The 16,479-nt window shown below is 65.1% G+C and carries 16 protein-coding genes; 8 read left to right on the top strand and 8 right to left on the bottom strand.

Annotated elements, in window-relative coordinates:
• Positions 1 to 17: 17 nt before the first annotated feature.
• Positions 18 to 650: a trimeric intracellular cation channel family protein gene (locus tag L610_RS19970; protein ID WP_024846435.1), complete on the top strand. Its 633-nt coding sequence runs from the start codon at positions 18 to 20 to the stop codon at positions 648 to 650.
• Between the two features lie 654 nt (positions 651 to 1,304).
• On the opposite strand, the gene L610_RS19975 is transcribed toward L610_RS19970, so the two are convergent.
• Positions 1,305 to 2,297 carry an adenosine kinase gene (locus L610_RS19975; RefSeq protein ID WP_024846434.1) on the bottom strand — a complete coding sequence of 331 codons (993 nt, stop codon included), beginning with the start codon at positions 2,295 to 2,297 and terminating at the stop codon, positions 1,305 to 1,307.
• A gap of 583 nt (positions 2,298 to 2,880) precedes the next feature.
• On the opposite strand from L610_RS19975, the gene L610_RS19980 reads away from it, so the two are divergent.
• The 4 genes from L610_RS19980 to L610_RS19995 all read left to right on the top strand — a co-directional run bounded on the left by L610_RS19980 (position 2,881) and on the right by L610_RS19995 (position 5,261).
• Complete coding sequence (locus tag L610_RS19980) at positions 2,881 to 3,366, top strand: hypothetical protein (RefSeq protein WP_024846432.1); 486 nt, start codon at positions 2,881 to 2,883, stop codon at positions 3,364 to 3,366.
• A gap of 65 nt (positions 3,367 to 3,431) precedes the next feature.
• Complete coding sequence (locus L610_RS19985; RefSeq protein ID WP_024846431.1) at positions 3,432 to 4,154, top strand: sulfate transporter family protein; 723 nt, start codon at positions 3,432 to 3,434, stop codon at positions 4,152 to 4,154.
• 166 nt (positions 4,155 to 4,320) lie between these two features.
• Positions 4,321 to 4,743 (top strand): VOC family protein, encoded by a 423-nt coding sequence (locus L610_RS19990; protein WP_024846430.1) that lies wholly within the window; start codon positions 4,321 to 4,323, stop codon positions 4,741 to 4,743.
• 74 nt (positions 4,744 to 4,817) lie between these two features.
• Complete coding sequence (locus tag L610_RS19995; protein ID WP_034329075.1) at positions 4,818 to 5,261, top strand: DUF2214 family protein; 444 nt, start codon at positions 4,818 to 4,820, stop codon at positions 5,259 to 5,261.
• A gap of 38 nt (positions 5,262 to 5,299) precedes the next feature.
• On the opposite strand, the gene L610_RS20000 is transcribed toward L610_RS19995, so the two are convergent.
• Positions 5,300 to 5,614, bottom strand: a complete 315-nt coding sequence (locus L610_RS20000; protein ID WP_144707068.1) for a hypothetical protein — start codon at positions 5,612 to 5,614, stop codon at positions 5,300 to 5,302.
• Between the two features lie 534 nt (positions 5,615 to 6,148).
• Positions 6,149 to 6,766 carry a L,D-transpeptidase gene (locus tag L610_RS20005; protein ID WP_024846427.1) on the bottom strand — a complete coding sequence of 206 codons (618 nt, stop codon included), beginning with the start codon at positions 6,764 to 6,766 and terminating at the stop codon, positions 6,149 to 6,151.
• Positions 6,767 to 7,056: 290 nt separating this feature from the next.
• Here L610_RS20005 and L610_RS20010 point away from each other — a divergent pair, with 290 nt between their 5' ends.
• Complete coding sequence (locus L610_RS20010; RefSeq protein ID WP_024846426.1) at positions 7,057 to 7,554, top strand: MmcB family DNA repair protein; 498 nt, start codon at positions 7,057 to 7,059, stop codon at positions 7,552 to 7,554.
• 3 nt (positions 7,555 to 7,557) lie between these two features.
• On the opposite strand, the gene L610_RS20015 is transcribed toward L610_RS20010, so the two are convergent.
• From L610_RS20015 to L610_RS20030, 4 genes are all read right to left on the bottom strand, one after another.
• Entirely contained in the window at positions 7,558 to 8,124 is a 567-nt protein-coding gene (locus L610_RS20015) for an ActR/PrrA/RegA family redox response regulator transcription factor (RefSeq protein ID WP_024846425.1), read from the bottom strand.
• Between the two features lie 63 nt (positions 8,125 to 8,187).
• Positions 8,188 to 9,504, bottom strand: coding sequence for an ActS/PrrB/RegB family redox-sensitive histidine kinase (locus tag L610_RS20020; protein WP_024846424.1), 1,317 nt, complete (start codon positions 9,502 to 9,504; stop codon positions 8,188 to 8,190).
• A 47-nt stretch (positions 9,505 to 9,551) separates the two neighbouring features.
• On the bottom strand, positions 9,552 to 12,212 hold the full coding sequence (gene hrpB, locus L610_RS20025; protein ID WP_144707070.1) for an ATP-dependent helicase HrpB: 2,661 nt from the start codon (positions 12,210 to 12,212) through the stop codon (positions 9,552 to 9,554).
• Positions 12,145 to 13,323 (bottom strand): OpgC family protein, encoded by a 1,179-nt coding sequence (locus L610_RS20030; RefSeq protein ID WP_245263626.1) that lies wholly within the window; start codon positions 13,321 to 13,323, stop codon positions 12,145 to 12,147. The genes hrpB and L610_RS20030 overlap by 68 nt, the downstream gene beginning before the upstream one ends.
• A 484-nt stretch (positions 13,324 to 13,807) precedes the next feature.
• Between L610_RS20030 and L610_RS20035 the strand changes: the two genes are divergently transcribed.
• Positions 13,808 to 14,119, top strand: coding sequence for a (2Fe-2S)-binding protein (locus tag L610_RS20035; RefSeq protein WP_084465650.1), 312 nt, complete (start codon positions 13,808 to 13,810; stop codon positions 14,117 to 14,119).
• Positions 14,085 to 14,570, top strand: a complete 486-nt coding sequence (bfr, locus tag L610_RS20040) for a bacterioferritin (protein ID WP_024846420.1) — start codon at positions 14,085 to 14,087, stop codon at positions 14,568 to 14,570. Before L610_RS20035 ends, bfr begins: the two co-directional genes overlap by 35 nt.
• 9 nt (positions 14,571 to 14,579) lie before the next feature.
• Here the strand turns inward: bfr and L610_RS20045 are convergent, their stop codons facing one another.
• Positions 14,580 to 16,373, bottom strand: coding sequence for a glucan ABC transporter ATP-binding protein/ permease (locus L610_RS20045; RefSeq protein WP_024846419.1), 1,794 nt, complete (start codon positions 16,371 to 16,373; stop codon positions 14,580 to 14,582).
• Positions 16,374 to 16,479 lie beyond the last annotated feature (106 nt).

Genomic DNA, 16,479 nt, shown 5'->3' on the forward strand with positions numbered 1-16,479 from the left:
AACCGCAGGAGGCCGCGATGGACTGGATCACCCTGCTCGATTACGCCGGCATTGCCGTCTTTGCGGCCACCGGCGCACTCGCAGCATCGCGCAAGGAACTCGACATCATCGGGTTCCTTTTCTTTGCCGGGCTGACCGGCATCGGCGGCGGCACCATCCGCGATCTTGTCCTCGACGTGCCGGTATTCTGGGTGCAGAACCCCGACTATCTGCTCGTCTGCGGCGTCGTCGCCATCATCGTCTACTTCACCGCCCACCTGATCGAGTCGCGCTACAAGCTGCTGTTGTGGCTGGATGCCGTCGGCGTTGCCGCCTATTGCGTGTTCGGCGCCTGGAAGGGCCTGGTCGTCACCGGCTCGGCGCCGATCGCCATCGTCATGGGCATGCTGACCGCGGCTTTCGGCGGTATCCTGCGCGACCAGATCGCGGGCGAACCGTCCGTGCTGATGCGGCCGGAGATCTACATCACGGCCGCACTGGCGGGCTCGGTGGTGTTCACCTTCCTCGAGCTTGTCGGACTGCCGATCGCGGCCTCGACGACGCCGGCATTTTTGGTCGCGCTCGCCATCCGCGGCGGCGCACTCTGGTACGGCTGGTCGTTCCCGCCCTATCGCAGCCGCCCGGGCAGAAGGCCAGAGGATATTCCGTGAGGGTGAGCGCGGCGTGACGTCTTGCTCCCTTGGTCCGCTTCTTTTTTTCGAGGCGCTGCCTGTGGAATCGTTCCGGCATGGACCCTCGGGTCAAGCCCGAGGGTGACGATGGGATAAGCGTTTTGGAACAGCGCCGTACCGCTGTCACGATGCCCGCAGCGTTTCAGTTCGCGGGACGTCCGCAATTTCGCGAAACCATCCAAGCTTCGTCATCCTCGGGCCTGACCCGAGGATCCATGCCTGAACATTTCCCGTAGAAACGAGCCGTCACCACCTGCACGCCCGGATCCTCCCCCGCTCGCGGGGGAGGGGAACCACCGGAGGTGGTGGGGGGGGGGCTGCTGGCGGAGCGTCAGAGGCTTGGCGGGCACGACGGGGCGCAAAGGTGGTTATGTTGTCAGTGCCATTGCGGCGCATGTTGCGTCGGGAAGGCGTATGGGAGCAGCTGGCGCTCCGTGAGCCCCCTCCACCATGCTGCGCATGGTCCCCCTCTCCCATAAATGGGGGAGGATCCAGGGCGTGCCAGTGGGATTACCGGTGCCCAGACGAAGGGATTGTCACCCTGTACAAGATCGCGAATTCGGTCTGCGGATCTTCTTGCAGCAACCAGCGCAACCCAAGTTGAGCGCCAAGCGCCACAGCGTCTGGCCCCTTCTACAGCAGCCCGCGCTGTTGTGCTTCCTCGCGCAAATTCTGCATCGGGCGCGGGCCGACCTGCTGGATGACGAGGCCGGCGGCCAGCGAGCCCAGCGCGCCGCAGTCGGCGAGGCTGCGGCCCGTGGTGTAGCCGAACAGGAAGCCTGCCGCGTAAAGGTCGCCGGCGCCGGTGGTGTCGACCAGCTCGTCGATCTCGAGCGCCCTGACCTCGACCGTCTCGTCGCCGCGCACGACGACCGAGCCCTTTTCGGAGCGCGTGACAGCGGCAAGCTTGCAATCCTTGCGGATCGCATCGAGCGCGGCTTCGAAGGATTCGGTCTGGTAGAGCGACTTCAGCTCGCTCTCATTGGCAAAGACGATGTCGACGATGCCTGCGCGCATCAGGTCCAGAAACTCGTCGCGGTAGCGGTCGACGCAGAACGGGTCGGACAGCGTCATCGCCACCTCGCGGCCGGCGGCATGCGCGTGGGTGGCGGTGAGGCGAATGGCATCCTTGGCGCGCGGCGGATCCCACAGATAGCCTTCGAAATAGGTGACGAGCGCGCCCTTGGCCTTTTCTTCCTCAACATCGTCCGGACCAAGCTCGACGCAGGCGCCAAGATAGGTGTTCATCGAGCGCTCGCCGTCGGGCGTGACGAAGATCATCGAGCGCGCCGTGGGCGGCTCGGCCGTCAGCGGCTTCGTGTCGAAGGCAACGCCTTGCGCGCGAATGTCGTGGGTGAAGATGGTGCCGAGATGGTCGCTGCTGACCTTCCCGAAATAGGCGGCGCGGCCGCCGAAGCTGGCAACGCCCGCCGCCGTGTTGCCGGCGCTGCCGCCGGACGTCTCGATCGCCGGGCCCATGCGGCTATAAAGCAGTTCGGCGCGCTCGGCATCGATCAGGTTCATGGCACCCTTGATGATGCCGTTGTCTGCGAGAAAGGCTTCATCGCAGCGGGCGATGATGTCGACAATGGCGTTGCCGATGCAAAGCACGTCGTACTGGCTCATGTAGCTCTCCGGGAATTCCCGCAAACGGCCGTTTGAGGGCATGAATTACCTGAGCGGGTTTAAACCGTGATCCCGCAATTGCAAGGTTCCTGCACCTGAAAGGTTCCGGGGCGCGTCATTCCGCATGGTTATGCGCAACGCGCAAAGACTATGCGGCGCGGCTCTTCCGTTGAGGAAGGAGGCTTGCTGCCCTTATCCGGGCACCCAAGCACGACGGCCGGCACGCATCCTCCCAAGGTCAAGCCGCAGCCGCGATCTCCCCAAGGGCGCTGTGAACCTCTGCGGCGCCCGCTTGGCCTGCCCGCAACGAGCCTGAGCGCGGGCCGGCCGGCACCGGGATCCCGCAAGCCTGCCGGCCAAGTGCGACCAGTCCCGATCCACCCCATCTCAAGGGATCAAGATGAAAGCCTTAATCATCAGCCTTGTCCGGCCGCTTCGCCTGCTGCGCCTGAAACAGCGGAGGCCGCAATGAGAGCCGCAAGCGTTGCCTCCAGCGCCGGCGGCATGATCGCCAATGCGCAGGCGCGGCAGGCGGAAGCTGCCGTCATGCGCGACTGCAACCTCTCCTATCAGGGCTACTAGCATGCGCTGGCTGATCCCGATCGCCGCCATGGTGGCGCTGGCTCTACTGCACTCTTCGCCAGCACTCGCCTTTTCGAGCCGCGAGGCCGGCCTCGTTGTCGAGGTGCTCGAAGAACTCGCGAGAGCGCGCGGCGAAAGCGTCTATTACGATGAGGAAGCCGCCGACGACTGGTACGAGTTCGACAGCGAGGAAAGCGGGCTCATCCCGGCGGCCGGCTTTTCTCGGCCAAGCTGGCGCGAGGCGTATGAGCGGACGCTGAAGGGCCTGATCGCGCTCGTCCCCGAGGACGAGTTCGAGGAAATCAGCAGGGGCCTCACCGAAAAGATCGGGCGCATTGGCGGCCTTAGCGACAGCCAGCGCGCGGAGATCGTTGCCGAGATGAAGCAGGCTGCCGAACGGCTCGCTGGCGTCCGGGCGGAAGGCGCGGCCTATGCCGAGGCGGTGAAACCCTACGAGCAGCGCATGCGCGATCTCGCGGGGTTCTAGACAGGCACTGCAACCTTGCCGGGAGGGGGCGGGCCGCCTATCTCCTTTCCGACAAAGGAGAGCCCATGATCGTTGAAGCCGCGAGCGCCGCCGCCGCCCGACTCTTCACCCGCGAGTTCCGCGCCGTCCTCTGGAAGTCGCTCGGCCTGACGATCCTGGCGCTGATTGGCCTGTGGTTCGTCATCACCGGCGTGTTCGAGGCCTTCGCGCTGCCTTCGCTGCAGAGCCTGCTGCCGGATCTGCCCGACTGGACGAGCTGGTTCGGCTGGATCGCGGCGATCCTCGCCGGCATTGCGCTGGCGCTCGGGCTCGGCCTGTTGATTGCGCCGGTAACGGCCCTGGTCGCGGGCCTCTTCCTCGATGATGTCGCCGAGATCATCGAGAAGGAGGATTATCCGCAGGACGGACCAGGCCGCGCGCTCCCCCTCGCAACCTCGATCCTGGTCTCGACGAAGTTCCTGTTGCTGGTCGTCGCCGGCAACCTGTTTGCGCTGCTGCTTCTCCTCATTCCCGGCATCAACTTCATCGCCTTCTTCGTCGTCAACGGCTACCTGATCGGCCGCGAATTCTTCGAGTTCGCCGCCATGCGCTTCCGCAGCGAGGCGGAGGCAAAGGCACTGCGCCGCCGCAACGCAGGCACCGTGTTCCTCGCCGGTCTCATCATTGCTGGCGTTCTGTCGGTGCCGGTCGTCAACCTGATCGGCCCGCTGTTTGCGGCGGCGATGATGGTGCATCTCCACAAGGCCGTTTCGGCGCGTGAGGCGCGCGAGGTCAGGCCCGGCGGTTGAACGGCCGGGCTTTCGTTGCTAGCCTCATGGAGTCAGAAAAGGAGAGGCTGGTGCGGTTGGCCCAGCCCCCACAGGCGGAACCTGTGGGTCCTGGCAGCCTGATCGGGCGAGCCCCATGACCCTGGACGCAGCCGCAATTCCGCGGCGGCGAATGGAGGTTATGGCCATGCAGCAGCAAATTTCTGTCATCACCCTCGGCATTGCCGAACTCGCGCGCTCGCGCCGCTTCTACACCGAAGGTTTTGGCTGGCAGCCGGTGTTCGAAAACGAGGACATCATCTTCTACCAGATGAACGGCTTTGTCCTCGGCACCTTCCTGATCGCCTCGCTCGAAGAGGACATGAACCGGGACCGGCTCTCCACCCGTGGCGCCTTTGCGCTCGCTCACAATGTCGCCACCCGCAACGAGGTGGAGGCGGTGATGCGGCGCCTGCTGGACGCCGGCGGGACGCTGCTGCGCGCGGCCGACGCGCCGCCGCACGGCGGCTTTCGCGGCTATGTCGCCGACCCCGACGGCCACGCCTGGGAGGTTGCCTACAACCCGGCATGGCGGATCAGCCCGGAAGGGTTCGTCACCTTTGGCGTCTAGGGCGCATCTGCCCGCCTGAGTTGACGCAGGGGAAGAACTGCGGGAACCTCCCGTCCGCGCAACGGACGGGAGGAATGGCCGTGCTGACGGACCTTGGCCTTGCAATCCTGCATCATGTCGTCGTCTTTTCGATCTTCGCGGTTTACGCAGTCCGCGTGGCCTTCGTTCGTCCCGGCCTCGACGGCGAGGGCACTGCGCGGCTGGCGAAGTTCGATGCCGCCTATGGCGGGCTCGCGATGCTCGCGCTCGTCGTCGGCTTTGCCCGCGTCTTCCTCGGCCTCAAGGGCTGGGACTATTACGGCGGCTATTGGGTTTTCTGGGCCAAGGTCGCCTCGTTCGTCCTCGTCGGGCTGTTTTCGATCAAGCCGACCCTGCGTTTCCAGAAGTGGCGAAAGGCAAATCAGCCTGTTTCTTCTTCCCAAATCGCCCTTGTCCGTCCCTGGCTTCGCGCCGAAGGCGCCGCCCTGCTGGCAATCCTCGTCTTCGCGGCGATGATGGCGCGCGGGGTGGGTTATTAGGTGGATAGGGGCGTAGTGGAGTAGGGGCTTAGGGGCTTTTAGGGCGAGAAGGTACCTCCTGTTTTCCCAGCAAGCACTTCCGCCGAAGACGGCCGCAGCCCCGGGATCCTCCCCCATTTATGGGGGAGGGGGACCATGCGAATCATGGTGGAGAGGGCTGATGGGCACGCCGCATCCACGACGAGGGCATCGCCGAGCACCGCCCGGCCGAGCAAATCTCCGACGATCCGCTGCCGCGCGAGCACCGCCCTCGGATTGCTGTTCGTTTCAATACGAGCGCGGGCTTTGTCACCAACGATCCCGCCGGGGATCGCGTGGTCGATATCCGCTTTTGCATCGCCCTGCGGCTGCAACGTTCACGCATGGATGCCACGGTCGAGCCGTGGCATGACGACCTTGAGAGGTCTCGAACGGACATTGGCGTCCCGCCCGCGCCACCGCTTCGCTCTCACGCTTCAACTTCGTCATCTCCGCTAAGCCCGCGAAGCGGGCGCGAGCAGGGGATCCATGCCTGAACGTTGAAGCCTGGTGCGGCGGGCACTGCTTGCACCGCCGTGTTACGGAGGTGTTCAGGMRTGGATGCCACGGTCGAGCCGTGGCATGACGACCTTGAGAGGTCTCGAACGGACATTGACGTCCCGCCCGCGCGGCTGCTGCTTTGCTTAACGCTTCAGCTTCGTCATCCCCGCCAGGCCCGCGGAGCGGGCGCGAGCAGGGGATCCATGCCTGAACGGTGAAACGGAACCGGCGGCGCAGGACTACGCACTCAACGAAACCTCGTCTCGTCGCCTCCTAAACACCGCCCAAAACCAAGAAACCGGGCATTGCTGCCCGGCTTCTTGTTGCGACGTCAATGTGTTGCCTAGACGGTTCGCGGTAGATTCCTGTCAGATGACGACCACCTTCGCGCCGATCTCGACGCGGTTGTAGAGGTCGATGATGTCCTGGTTCATCAGGCGCACGCAGCCGGAGGAGACGTTGCGGCCGATCGAGTTCCATTCCGGCGTGCCGTGCAGGCGGTAGCCGGTGTCGCCGCGCTTGTTGAAGAGGTAGAGCGCGCGGGCGCCAAGCGGGTTGCTGAGGCCGCCCGGCTGGCCGTTGCGCCACTTGGCGAGTTCCGGCTGGCGCTTGATCATCTCGGCGGGCGGCGTCCAGGTCGGCCACTCGCGCTTCATCGCGACGCGCGTGGTGCCGCTCCACTCGAAACCTTCGCGGCCGACGCCGATGCCGTAGCGCATCGCCTTGCCGTCGGCCATGACGAGGTAGAGGAACTTGTCCTTGGTGTCGACGATCACCGTGCCCGGCTTCTCGTCCGTCCTGTAGCGGACCACCTGGCGATGGTACTGGCGCGGCACCTGGTGAATCGGGATCGACGGCAGCTGGTAGCCGGCATCGCGCTTTGCACCGTATTCTGCGGTAAAGATGCTGAGTTCGCCAGCGGTGCAACCTGCCAGTGCAGCAGTCGCGCTCAGCGCTCCCAAAAGAAATGTCCGTCTCGACTGCATGTGTCGCCTGAATGCGTAGGGCCAATTTGCGGCCCGATTCGAGCCACATTCCTGTCATGGTTTCCATATTGCGGGCGCCAGAAATTGCCAAGTGACAGCTGCGTCGGTCACGCTCCGTGACGTATTGTTTCTTTCGCGCTATTGCAAAATAGCAACTATTGCGTGCGGTAAGGGGCTCTCGCGGAAAGTATTTCCTGACGCTGCGTCATTGTTCGCCCCTGACGGGAAGTGGCAGTTTTTCACCTCAGCCCGGCTTTGCAACGAAGGCCCGCCAGTGGCATGTTCGGGCCATGCCGATCATTTCACCTGTTCCCGTCAATCCGCTTCTCGACGGACGCCAGTCCGAGCGCGCGATGCTGGTGCGCCGGGGCGTGCAGCGCCTGCTGCTCGAGATGAGCATCACCTCGCTGCCGGAGCTTTGTCTGCCTAACGGCCGCCGCTCCGACCTCCTCGCCATGACGAGAAAGGGCGAGATCTGGATCATCGAAATTAAATCGTCGGTCGAAGATTTTCGCGTCGACCGGAAGTGGCCGGAATACCGCGACTATTGCGACCGCTTCTTCTTTGCCACGCACCCGCAGGTTCCGGCGGAGATTTTTCCGGAAGAGTGCGGCTTCATCCTCTCCGACGGCTATGGCGCCGAGATGCTTCGCGAGGCGCCGGAACATCGCCTGCCGCCGGCAACGCGCAAGTCACTGATGCTGCGCATAGCCCGCGCCGGTGCGGCGCGGCTCACGGCAGCCGAAATGGCCGGGGTGTCGATCCCGGCCCTGGACGATGAGGATTGAGCTCTAGCGCGGCGCGCGCTTGGCAAGGATGCGCTGCAGCGTGCGGCGGTGCATGTTGAGCCGGCGCGCCGTTTCCGAGACATTGCGGTCGCACATCTCGTAGACGCGCTGGATGTGCTCCCAGCGCACGCGGTCGGCTGACATCGGGTTTTCCGGCGGAGCAACCTTTTCCGCTCCGGTGCGGGTGAGCGCCGCGTAGACGTCGTCGGCGTCGGCCGGCTTCGACAGGTAGTCGATGGCGCCGAGCTTTACGGCGGTGACGGCCGTGGCGATGTTGCCATAGCCGGTCAGGATGATCGCGCGGGCATCCTCACGCTTTTCGCGAAGTGCCGCCACCACGTCGAGGCCGTTGCCGTCGCCAAGCCGCATGTCGACCACGGCATAGGCCGGCGGGGCGGCCTTAACCTTGGCGATCGCGTCTTCGACCGACTCTGCGGTGTCGACGATGAAGCCGCGGCCTTCCATGGCCCGTGCCAGTCGCGTCAGGAACGGCCTGTCATCTTCGACGATGAGCAAGGTCCGGTCCTCGCCCAGGATCTGCGTCACGTCGGGGGATACTTCCTCAGTCATGCCTGCCGCTCCGATCTTCCTGTTCTTTAGGCGATCTAGCGCCTCTTCATGCTTTCGTCCAACTCAATAGCTCGCTTCGGCCGCGGGGGTGCGCGACAGGAACGCTTCGCGCGGCCAGGTAACCCTGACCACCGCGCCTTTTCCGGGTTCGCTCGAATTGCCGAAGCTGACGCTCGCGCCCGAGCGCTCCAGCAGCGTCTTGGCGATGAACAGGCCGAGGCCGAGCCCGCGTCCGCCCTCGGCGGGCGACCGTCTTGACATGTAGGGTTCGCCGATGCGGTCGACAATCTCGGCTGGGTAGCCCGGCCCGTCGTCGACCAGCTTGAGCTCGACGCGCCGCTCGTTCCACTGCCAGCTGAGTTCCACCTTCTCGCGGGCAAAGTCGACCGCGTTCTCGACGAGGTTGCCGAGGCCGTAGATCACGCCGGGATTGCGCCGTCCGACCGGCTCGGAACCCTGGCAGTTGCCCGGCTGCAGCACGATCTCGATGCCGAATTCGCGGTGCGGCGCAATCACCTCCTCGATCAGCGAGGTCAGCGGCAGGCGCGCCATGTGCACCTCGCCCTCGCTCGACAGGCTGGTGAGGCGCTTGAGGATGTCGCGGCAGCGTTCCGATTGGCTGCGCAGCAAGGTCACGTCCTCGCGGAAACGGTTATCGTCGCCGAGCGCGCGCTCCATTTCCTTGGCGACCAGCGCGATGGTGGCGAGCGGCGTGCCGAGCTCGTGCGCGGCGGCGGCGGCAAGGCCGTCGAGCGCCGACAGGTGCTGCTCGCGTTGCAGGATGAGTTCGGTCGCGGCGAGCGCGTTTGCCAGCAGGCGCGCTTCCTCCGCCACCCGGTAGGCATAGACGGCGGTGAACGCGATCGACGACACCACCGCCACCCACATGCCGAAGATGTAGATGAACGGCATCTTGAGCGTTTCGCCCGGCGTCCACGGCAGCGGCAGGTGGAAGAACATCAGGATCGTCGCCATGCCGACGACGAGGAGGCCCAGCAGCATCGTCCAGCGCGCCGGCAGCGACGTCGCCGAAATCACCACCGGCACCGTCATCAGCAGCGAGAACGGGTTGGTGAGGCCGCCGGTCATGTAGAGGAGGCCCGCCAGCTGCAGCGCGTCGAATAGCATGATCGCGAGCGCAGCTTCCGGAGGCAGGCGATGCGTCGCCGGATAGCGGAAGGCGAGGAACAGGTTGAGCCACGCCGACAGCGCGATCAGCGCGAAGCAAAGACTCACCGGCAGCGGGAATTCGAGCAGGTAGGCGACGAGGAGGACCGCGGCGCTCTGGCCGACGATCGCAAGCCACCGCAGCCGGATCAGCGTGTTGAGGCGCAGATGGTGTATCTGCTGGGGGTCTGGCTTGCCCATATTCGTCAGCATGTCCAAGGGTATACGCGTGCGCCTCGGCCACGCCAAGTGCGGAAACGTTACTGGCCGCGCGGTTTTGCCCGCGCTGTCGGGGCTGCCTCCAGCGGATTTTCCGGCCACACATGCTTCGGATAGCGCCCGCGCATGTCCGCGCGCACGTCGGCCCACGAGCCGCGCCAGAAGCCAGGCAGGTCCTGGGTCGTCTGGATCGGCCGGTGCGCCGGCGACAGCAGCTCCAGCGTCAGCGGCACGGTCCCGTTGGCGATCGAAGGATGCTTGTCGAGGCCGAACAGCTCCTGCACGCGGATCGCCAGCACCGGCCGCTCCTCGTCGTAGCGGATCGGCAGCGAGTTGCCGGTGGGTGCGGTGAAGTGCGTCGGTGCGAGCTCGCCGACCTTGCGCTGCAGCTCGTAGGGCACCAGCGACATCAGCCCGTTGGTCAGCACCTGCTGGTCGATCCGGGCAAGCGACGCTTCGCCGGACAGGAACGGCAGCAGCCAGTCGTCGAGCTTTTCGATCAGCGCCGCGTCGCTCATGTCAGGCCATGGGTCGCCCAGGCCCTTGTGCAGCCAGGCGAGGCGCCGGCGCAGCGTCTCCGCGCCCTTGCCCCATTCGAGGATGGCGAGCCCGTGGGTTCGCACCGCCTCCACCACCGCCTTGTCCGCCTCCGGGCCCTTTGGCGGGGGCAGCTGCCTTTCGGCGAGCCGGATCGCGCCAAGACGCGTCGTCTCGCGTACGCGCACCGAGCGGCGCTCCGGGTCGAACACGCTTTCGGTCACGGTTTCCAATCGGTCGGCCAGCACCCGCCGCACCTCGTCTTCGGTCACGGCGCAGGCGGCGGCGATGCGTGCATTCTGCGCCTTGCCCTGCAGGTCGGCGACGACGAGAAACTCCTCGCGCGCCAGCGGCTCCGTCGGGTCGAGCATCGCCCCGCGCCCGTTCGCCAGCACGAAGCGGCCATATTCGCCCCGCGCCTTCGCGACGCGATCGGGATAGGCGAGGAGCAGGACCGCGCCGGCAGAGGTTTCCTGGCTGGCGCTGTTGCGGGCAGCAGCGTCCCTGGTACCCCCACCCCTAGCCCCTCCCCACAAGGGGGAGGGGGATTTTGAGGTACCACCTGAACCCGTTACGTTACCCGTTTCGGCGGGCCCACCTGATAAGTTCTCTCCGTCCGCACCTTGCGGTGACGATTGCCAACGTTCCCCTCCCCCTTGTGGGGAGGGGCTAGGGGTGGGGGTATTTCCCCGCGCCGACGCCTCCGCGCCTCGCGCCAGCTTCTCCGCCATGCCCTTCGCGGCCTGTGCGCGCGGACTGCGGTCGTTGCGGAACGAGGAAAGCCGCCGTGCGAGATCAACCGAATTGCCGCCAAGGCCACGCTCGGTCAGCAACACCGCGAGCTGCGCCGCAAGCCTCCCGTCGGGCGCTTCCGTCACCATGTGCGCGAGACGGGCGGGCAGGGCGAGCTTGCGCATTGCTTCGCCGGTCGGCGTGATGCGCCCGTTTTCGTCGAGCGCGCCGAGTTCGCCAAGCAGGCTGCGCGCTTCGGCAAGAGCCGGCGCCGGCGGCTTGTCGAGGAAGGAAAGCGTCGCCGGATCGCTGACGCCGAACGCTGCCGCGTCCAGCACCAGCCCCGACAGATCAGCCTCGAGAATCTCCGGCGGGCTGAAGGCAGGCAGTGCGGCCGTCTGCTCCGCACGCCAGAGCCTGAGCGCCACGCCCGGCTCGGTTCGTCCCGCACGTCCGGCGCGCTGGTCGGCTGAAGCGCGCGAGACGCGCACGGTCTCAAGCCGCGTCAGTCCTGTGGCGGGCTCGTATTTCGGCAGCCGCGCAAGGCCGGAGTCGATTACCACCCGCACGCCGTCGATCGTGATCGAAGTCTCGGCAATCGAGGTGGCGAGCACCAGCTTGCGGCGCCCCGCCGGCGCCTTGCGGATCGCCGCGTCCTGCGCCTTGCCGTCGAGCCCGCCAAAGAGCGGCGTGATGTCGACATTGGCGGGAAGCCTGCCTTCCAGCAGCTCCGCCGTGCGCTCGATCTCGCGCTGGCCCGGCAGGAAGGCGAGCACGCTGCCTTCCTCCTCGGCAAAGACCATGCGGCAGGCCTCCGCCATTGCATCTTCGATGCGCTGGTCGGCCGGGCGCTCGCGGTAGCGGATCTCGATCGGGAAGCTGCGCCCCGCGCTTTCGATCACGGGAGCCTCGCCGAGTAGGTTTGCGACCCGCACGCCGTCGATGGTGGCCGACATCACGAGGATCTTGAGTTCCGGCCGCAGCGCCGCCTGCACGTCGAGGGCGAGCGCCAGGCCGAAGTCGCCGTCGAGCGAGCGCTCATGGAATTCGTCGAAGAGGATGGCCGAGACGCCGGTGAGTTCCGCGTCGTCGAGGATCATGCGCGAGAGGATGCCCTCGGTGACGACGAGGATGCGCGTCTTGGCCGAGACGCGGCTGTCCATGCGCATGGCATACCCGATTGTTTCGCCGGGTTCCTCGCCGAGCATTGCCGCCATGCGGCGCGCGGCGGCGCGTGCGGCGAGCCGCCTTGGTTCGAGGAGAAGGATCCTGCCGTCCCCCCGCCATGCTGCATCGAGCAGGGCGAGCGGGACGAGGGTGGTCTTGCCGGCGCCAGGCGGCGCGACGAGGACTGCGGATTCGCGCTCAGACAGAGCGTCGAGCAGCCGGGGCAGAACTTGCGATACGGGCAGGGACGGTAGTTGCTTCGCCATGACGCGCCGGTATGCCCGAAGTCGAAGCCGCCTTCCAGCCATTCTGGACGCCGCGGTACCACTCGATGTACCAGGCAACGGCGAACTGCAGCACGATGCCGGCAGCAACGATCGCGATGTCGACCTCGAGGTTGGTCACGAACACCATGCGCCAGGCCTGTGCCGCCATCGACAGGATGGTGCCGGTGACGAATACGGGAAGCGCGTGGCGGCCCATGATCGACAGCGGATTGTTTTCCGGCAGGCGGGCAAGGCCGTTCACCCACGGCAGGCTGACGACGAGATAAGCGATCGACAGGACGTGCAGCAGGCGCGGCAGCGACAGGTAGGTCTTGTCGAAGCCGGTGAGCACAGCAGGCAGGCCCATAGAGATGTCGACGCCCCACAGCGGCAGCTTCACCCAGACGAGCGCCAGCACGGCATAGGCAGCGGCGATGCCGATCAGCAACGGGTTGCGTGGCAGCTTGCCGCCGCGCTTGACGTAGGTCATGCCGGCAAGGCCGATCACGAACAGGAACTGCCACGACAGCGGGTTGAGGAACCACACGCCGTCGTTCGGGTAGTTGAGCGGGCCGACCTTGTAGATGCCGGCGAGCAGCCAGACGAGGCCCGAGGCGGCCACCATCGCCAGCTGGCTGAAGCGGCCGATGATCAGGAAGACCGGCAGGAGCACCAGCACTGCCGCGTACATCGACAGGATGTTGTTGTAGCCCAGCTGGTGACCGAGCGTGACGATACCGAACAGCGCCGCGGCGGTGTCGTCCATCACCGGACCGATGTTGATCTTTTCGAGCAGCTCCGGCGCGGCAAATTGTAGCGCGAAGTAGGAGAAGATGCCGAGCGTCGCCATCGTCGTGCCGAGCTGCGCCATGTAGAGGACGCCCGCCCGGCGCCACATCTTCAAGGTCAGCGGCAATGCGCTCTGCCAGTTGAACTTCAGCCCATAGGCGAAGGCGGCGGAGATGCCGGAGATCAGCACGAAGGCTTCGGCGGCGTCCGAGAAACCGAAGTTCTTCGTCGTCAACGATTCCAGTGGGTTGCCGGGAACGTGATTTATGAAGATGGTGATCAGGGCCACCGCCCTGATGACGTCAATCCGGGTATCTCGCACGCTTCTCTTCCAGTTGTTCATGCCCGTAAATTGGCGGGCATTGATATGGTTCCGGCTGAACAACTTTGTCGCAGTCGGGGCGAACTTAGAATCGTTCTAAGTTATTGATCTATGAGTGTTTTCATCAGCTTTTGATTGACAGCGGCGTGCCGCGGGGCTTTTATGGCGGCGCGTCAGACGACGCAACCCTTTGATGTCCGGGCCTTGAACCCGGTTGATTGGAGGTAGCAGTGATGGATCGCGTAATGGTGCGGCAGCGCCGCATCGCAGCTCGGCTTTCGCCCTTCCTTGCAACGCTGGCTTTGACAGCCGCGGCCTTCCTCCTTCCTCCCGCTGACGACGGGAAGTCAGCAAATGTCGCAGCTGATGCAATTCGGCTTGCGGCAACTTATATCCCGGCCGACGCCGCTCCGGTTCCTGCCGGACAGCACTGAGTGTATTGAGCCCGGCCGCGCCATTGCGCGGCTCAGCCATGAGTAGGCAAATGCTGGTCTGCCACTGCAATCTCATTACCGCCAAGGAAATCGAGGAGACGATCGTCGCCCTCCTCGACGAGGACCCATGGCAGCTCATCGTGCCTGCAAAGGTGTACCATCGCCTGAAACAGCGTGGACGCTGTTGCGGCTGCTTCCCAAATGTGGTGGAAACGATCATTCGGGTCACCGAAGAGTATCATCTGCGCCATGGCGCGGGTGAAAGTGAGATCGTACCATTCCTGGACCGTGTACGTGGATTGCGCGGCCAATTTGGAGGCATGAGCCATGAAGGGCGAAAGTCAGATCATCGAGCGGCTTAACGAGGCGCTTTTCCTCGAGCTCGGCGCAGTTAACCAGTACTGGCTGCATTACCGCCTTCTGGAAGACTGGGGTTACCTCAAGCTTGCTAAGAAGGAGCGCGAGGAATCGATCGAAGAGATGCACCACGCGGATAAGATCATCGCGCGCATCATCTTCCTCGAAGGCCACCCGAACCTGCAGAAGGTTGGACCGCTCCGCATCGGCCAGAACGTCAAGGAAGTTCTTGAGGCGGATCTTGCCGGCGAATACGACGCCCGCACCTCCTACAAGCGCTCGCGCGAAATCTGCAACGAGCTTGGCGACTACGTCACCATGAAGCTGTTCGAGGAACTGCTTGCCGACGAGGAGGGTCATATCGACTTCCTCGAGACGCAGCTGCAGCTCCTGGAAGAGCTTGGTGAAAAGAAGTACGGCCTGCTCAACGCATCCTCCGCGGACGAAGCGGAATAAGAGACCGGCTTACGCCGCCTCGGGCGCAAGTTCCGGGGCGGCGTCAAGAACCACAGGCGCGCCCTGTGGCTCAGTCAGGGCGCCGAGGCCGCCCGCACGTAGCAGCGATGCAAAGCGCCCGCCATCCCGCTCGGCAAGCTCGCGGAACGCGCCCATCTCGACAATGCGGCCCTTGTCCATGAAGATCACCAGGTCGGCGTCGCACACGGTCGAAAGGCGGTGGGCGATGACGAAGGTCGTGCGGTTTGCACGCAGGCGGTCGATTGCCTCCTTCACCTTCATTTCCGTCTCGACGTCGAGCGCGGACGTCGCCTCGTCGAGGACGAGGATCGGTGCGTCCTTCAGGATCGCGCGGGCGATTGCGATGCGCTGGCGTTCGCCGCCCGACAACTGCGATCCGCGCTCGCCGACCATCGTGTCGTAGCCCTCGCTCTTGGCGAGGATGAAGTCTTGTGCTGCGGCCGCGACGGCAGCGGCATGGACCTCGCCATAGCCGGCATCCTCGCGGCCGAGCCGGATGTTCTCCTCGATCGTGCGGTTGAGCAGGCCCGCGTCCTGAAACACGGTCGCGATCTGGGCACGCAGCGAAGCGCGCGTGATCGTGCGCGTGTCCATGCCGTCGACACGGATCGTGCCGGACTTGGGATCGTAGACCCTCTGCAGGAGGTTGATGAGCGTCGACTTGCCGGCGCCGGTTGGGCCGACGATGGCGACGGTCTTGCCGGCCGGAACGTGGAACGAGATGTTCTCCACGCCCGAGCGCGAGTCAGGGAACTGGAACGAAACGTTCTCGAAGGTAACGTCGCCGGCAACGCGGCCGATCGGGCGGGTACCCAGCGGCTCGCGGCGCTCCCCGCTTGCATCTTCCATCGCATAGAAGGGCTCGAGCTTTGCGCGGGCCTCGAACACCTGCGTGACAAACGCGGTGATCTGGTCGAGGCGGCCGATCAGCAGCGTCGCAAAGCCCGCAAAGGCGACGATGTCGCCGATGTTGAGCTGGCCCTTTTCGACCAGCAGCGCGCCGATGATCAGCACCACCATCATCGAGATGGTGGCCGACAGGCGGTGCAGGGCGCTGGCCAGGGCCCACCAGTTGAGCACCGGGAACTGCGCGTTGATGAGCTCGGCCGTGTAGGCGCGCAGCGACTGCGTCTCCTGCGCAAGACGGCCGTAGCTCTGCAGCACCGAGACATTGCTGATCGAGTCGCTGACATGCTCGAACACGCGGTGGTAGTGGCGCTCGACCTGCGCCTGCCCGTCACGGGTCTTCTCCATCACCAGCCGGCCGATCATCACATAGGTGACGCCCAGCGCAACCAGCACCAGCGCCATCCGCCAGTCGAGCGTGAGCGCGGTGGGGATGAGGAACAGCAGCGCGACTGCGGTCGACAGATGCTGGCGCATGAATTCCAGCCACAGCGAGAACAGCGTTTCGAGCGCGCGCAACAGGGTGTGGAGCGAATTCGAGGTGCCGTGCTTGTGATGCCACGCCAGCGGCATGTTGATCACCTTCTCGAAGGACGCGGCCATGACCTCGGTGCGGCGGCGGTGAGCCAGCCGGTCGGCGGCACGCGCAACCAGAACGAAGGCAACGACGTTGAATACGCCGAGACCCGCCCACAGGCTGATCTCGGACATAACGCTCCGCTCCTGGGCAATGGACTCGATCACACGGCCGAACAGGATCGGCTCAGCGATCATGATCGCTGCCAGTACGACATTGGCGATGCAAATGGCCGTGACCTGCCGCTTGTCGGCGGCGAGATAACTCAGGGCTCGGCTATAGATTTGCAGGAGTGTCACGCAAAGAACCTCGTGTCTTGCTGCATCGCAGCATCGGCGGCGGACGCTACGCCTTGGCACATTCGGCCACAATGCGAAAAGCGCGATTCCGTTGCGTCATCTCCAA

This window comes from Aminobacter sp. J44 (assembly GCF_007829415.1).
Taxonomy (GTDB): domain Bacteria; phylum Pseudomonadota; class Alphaproteobacteria; order Rhizobiales; family Rhizobiaceae; genus Aerobium.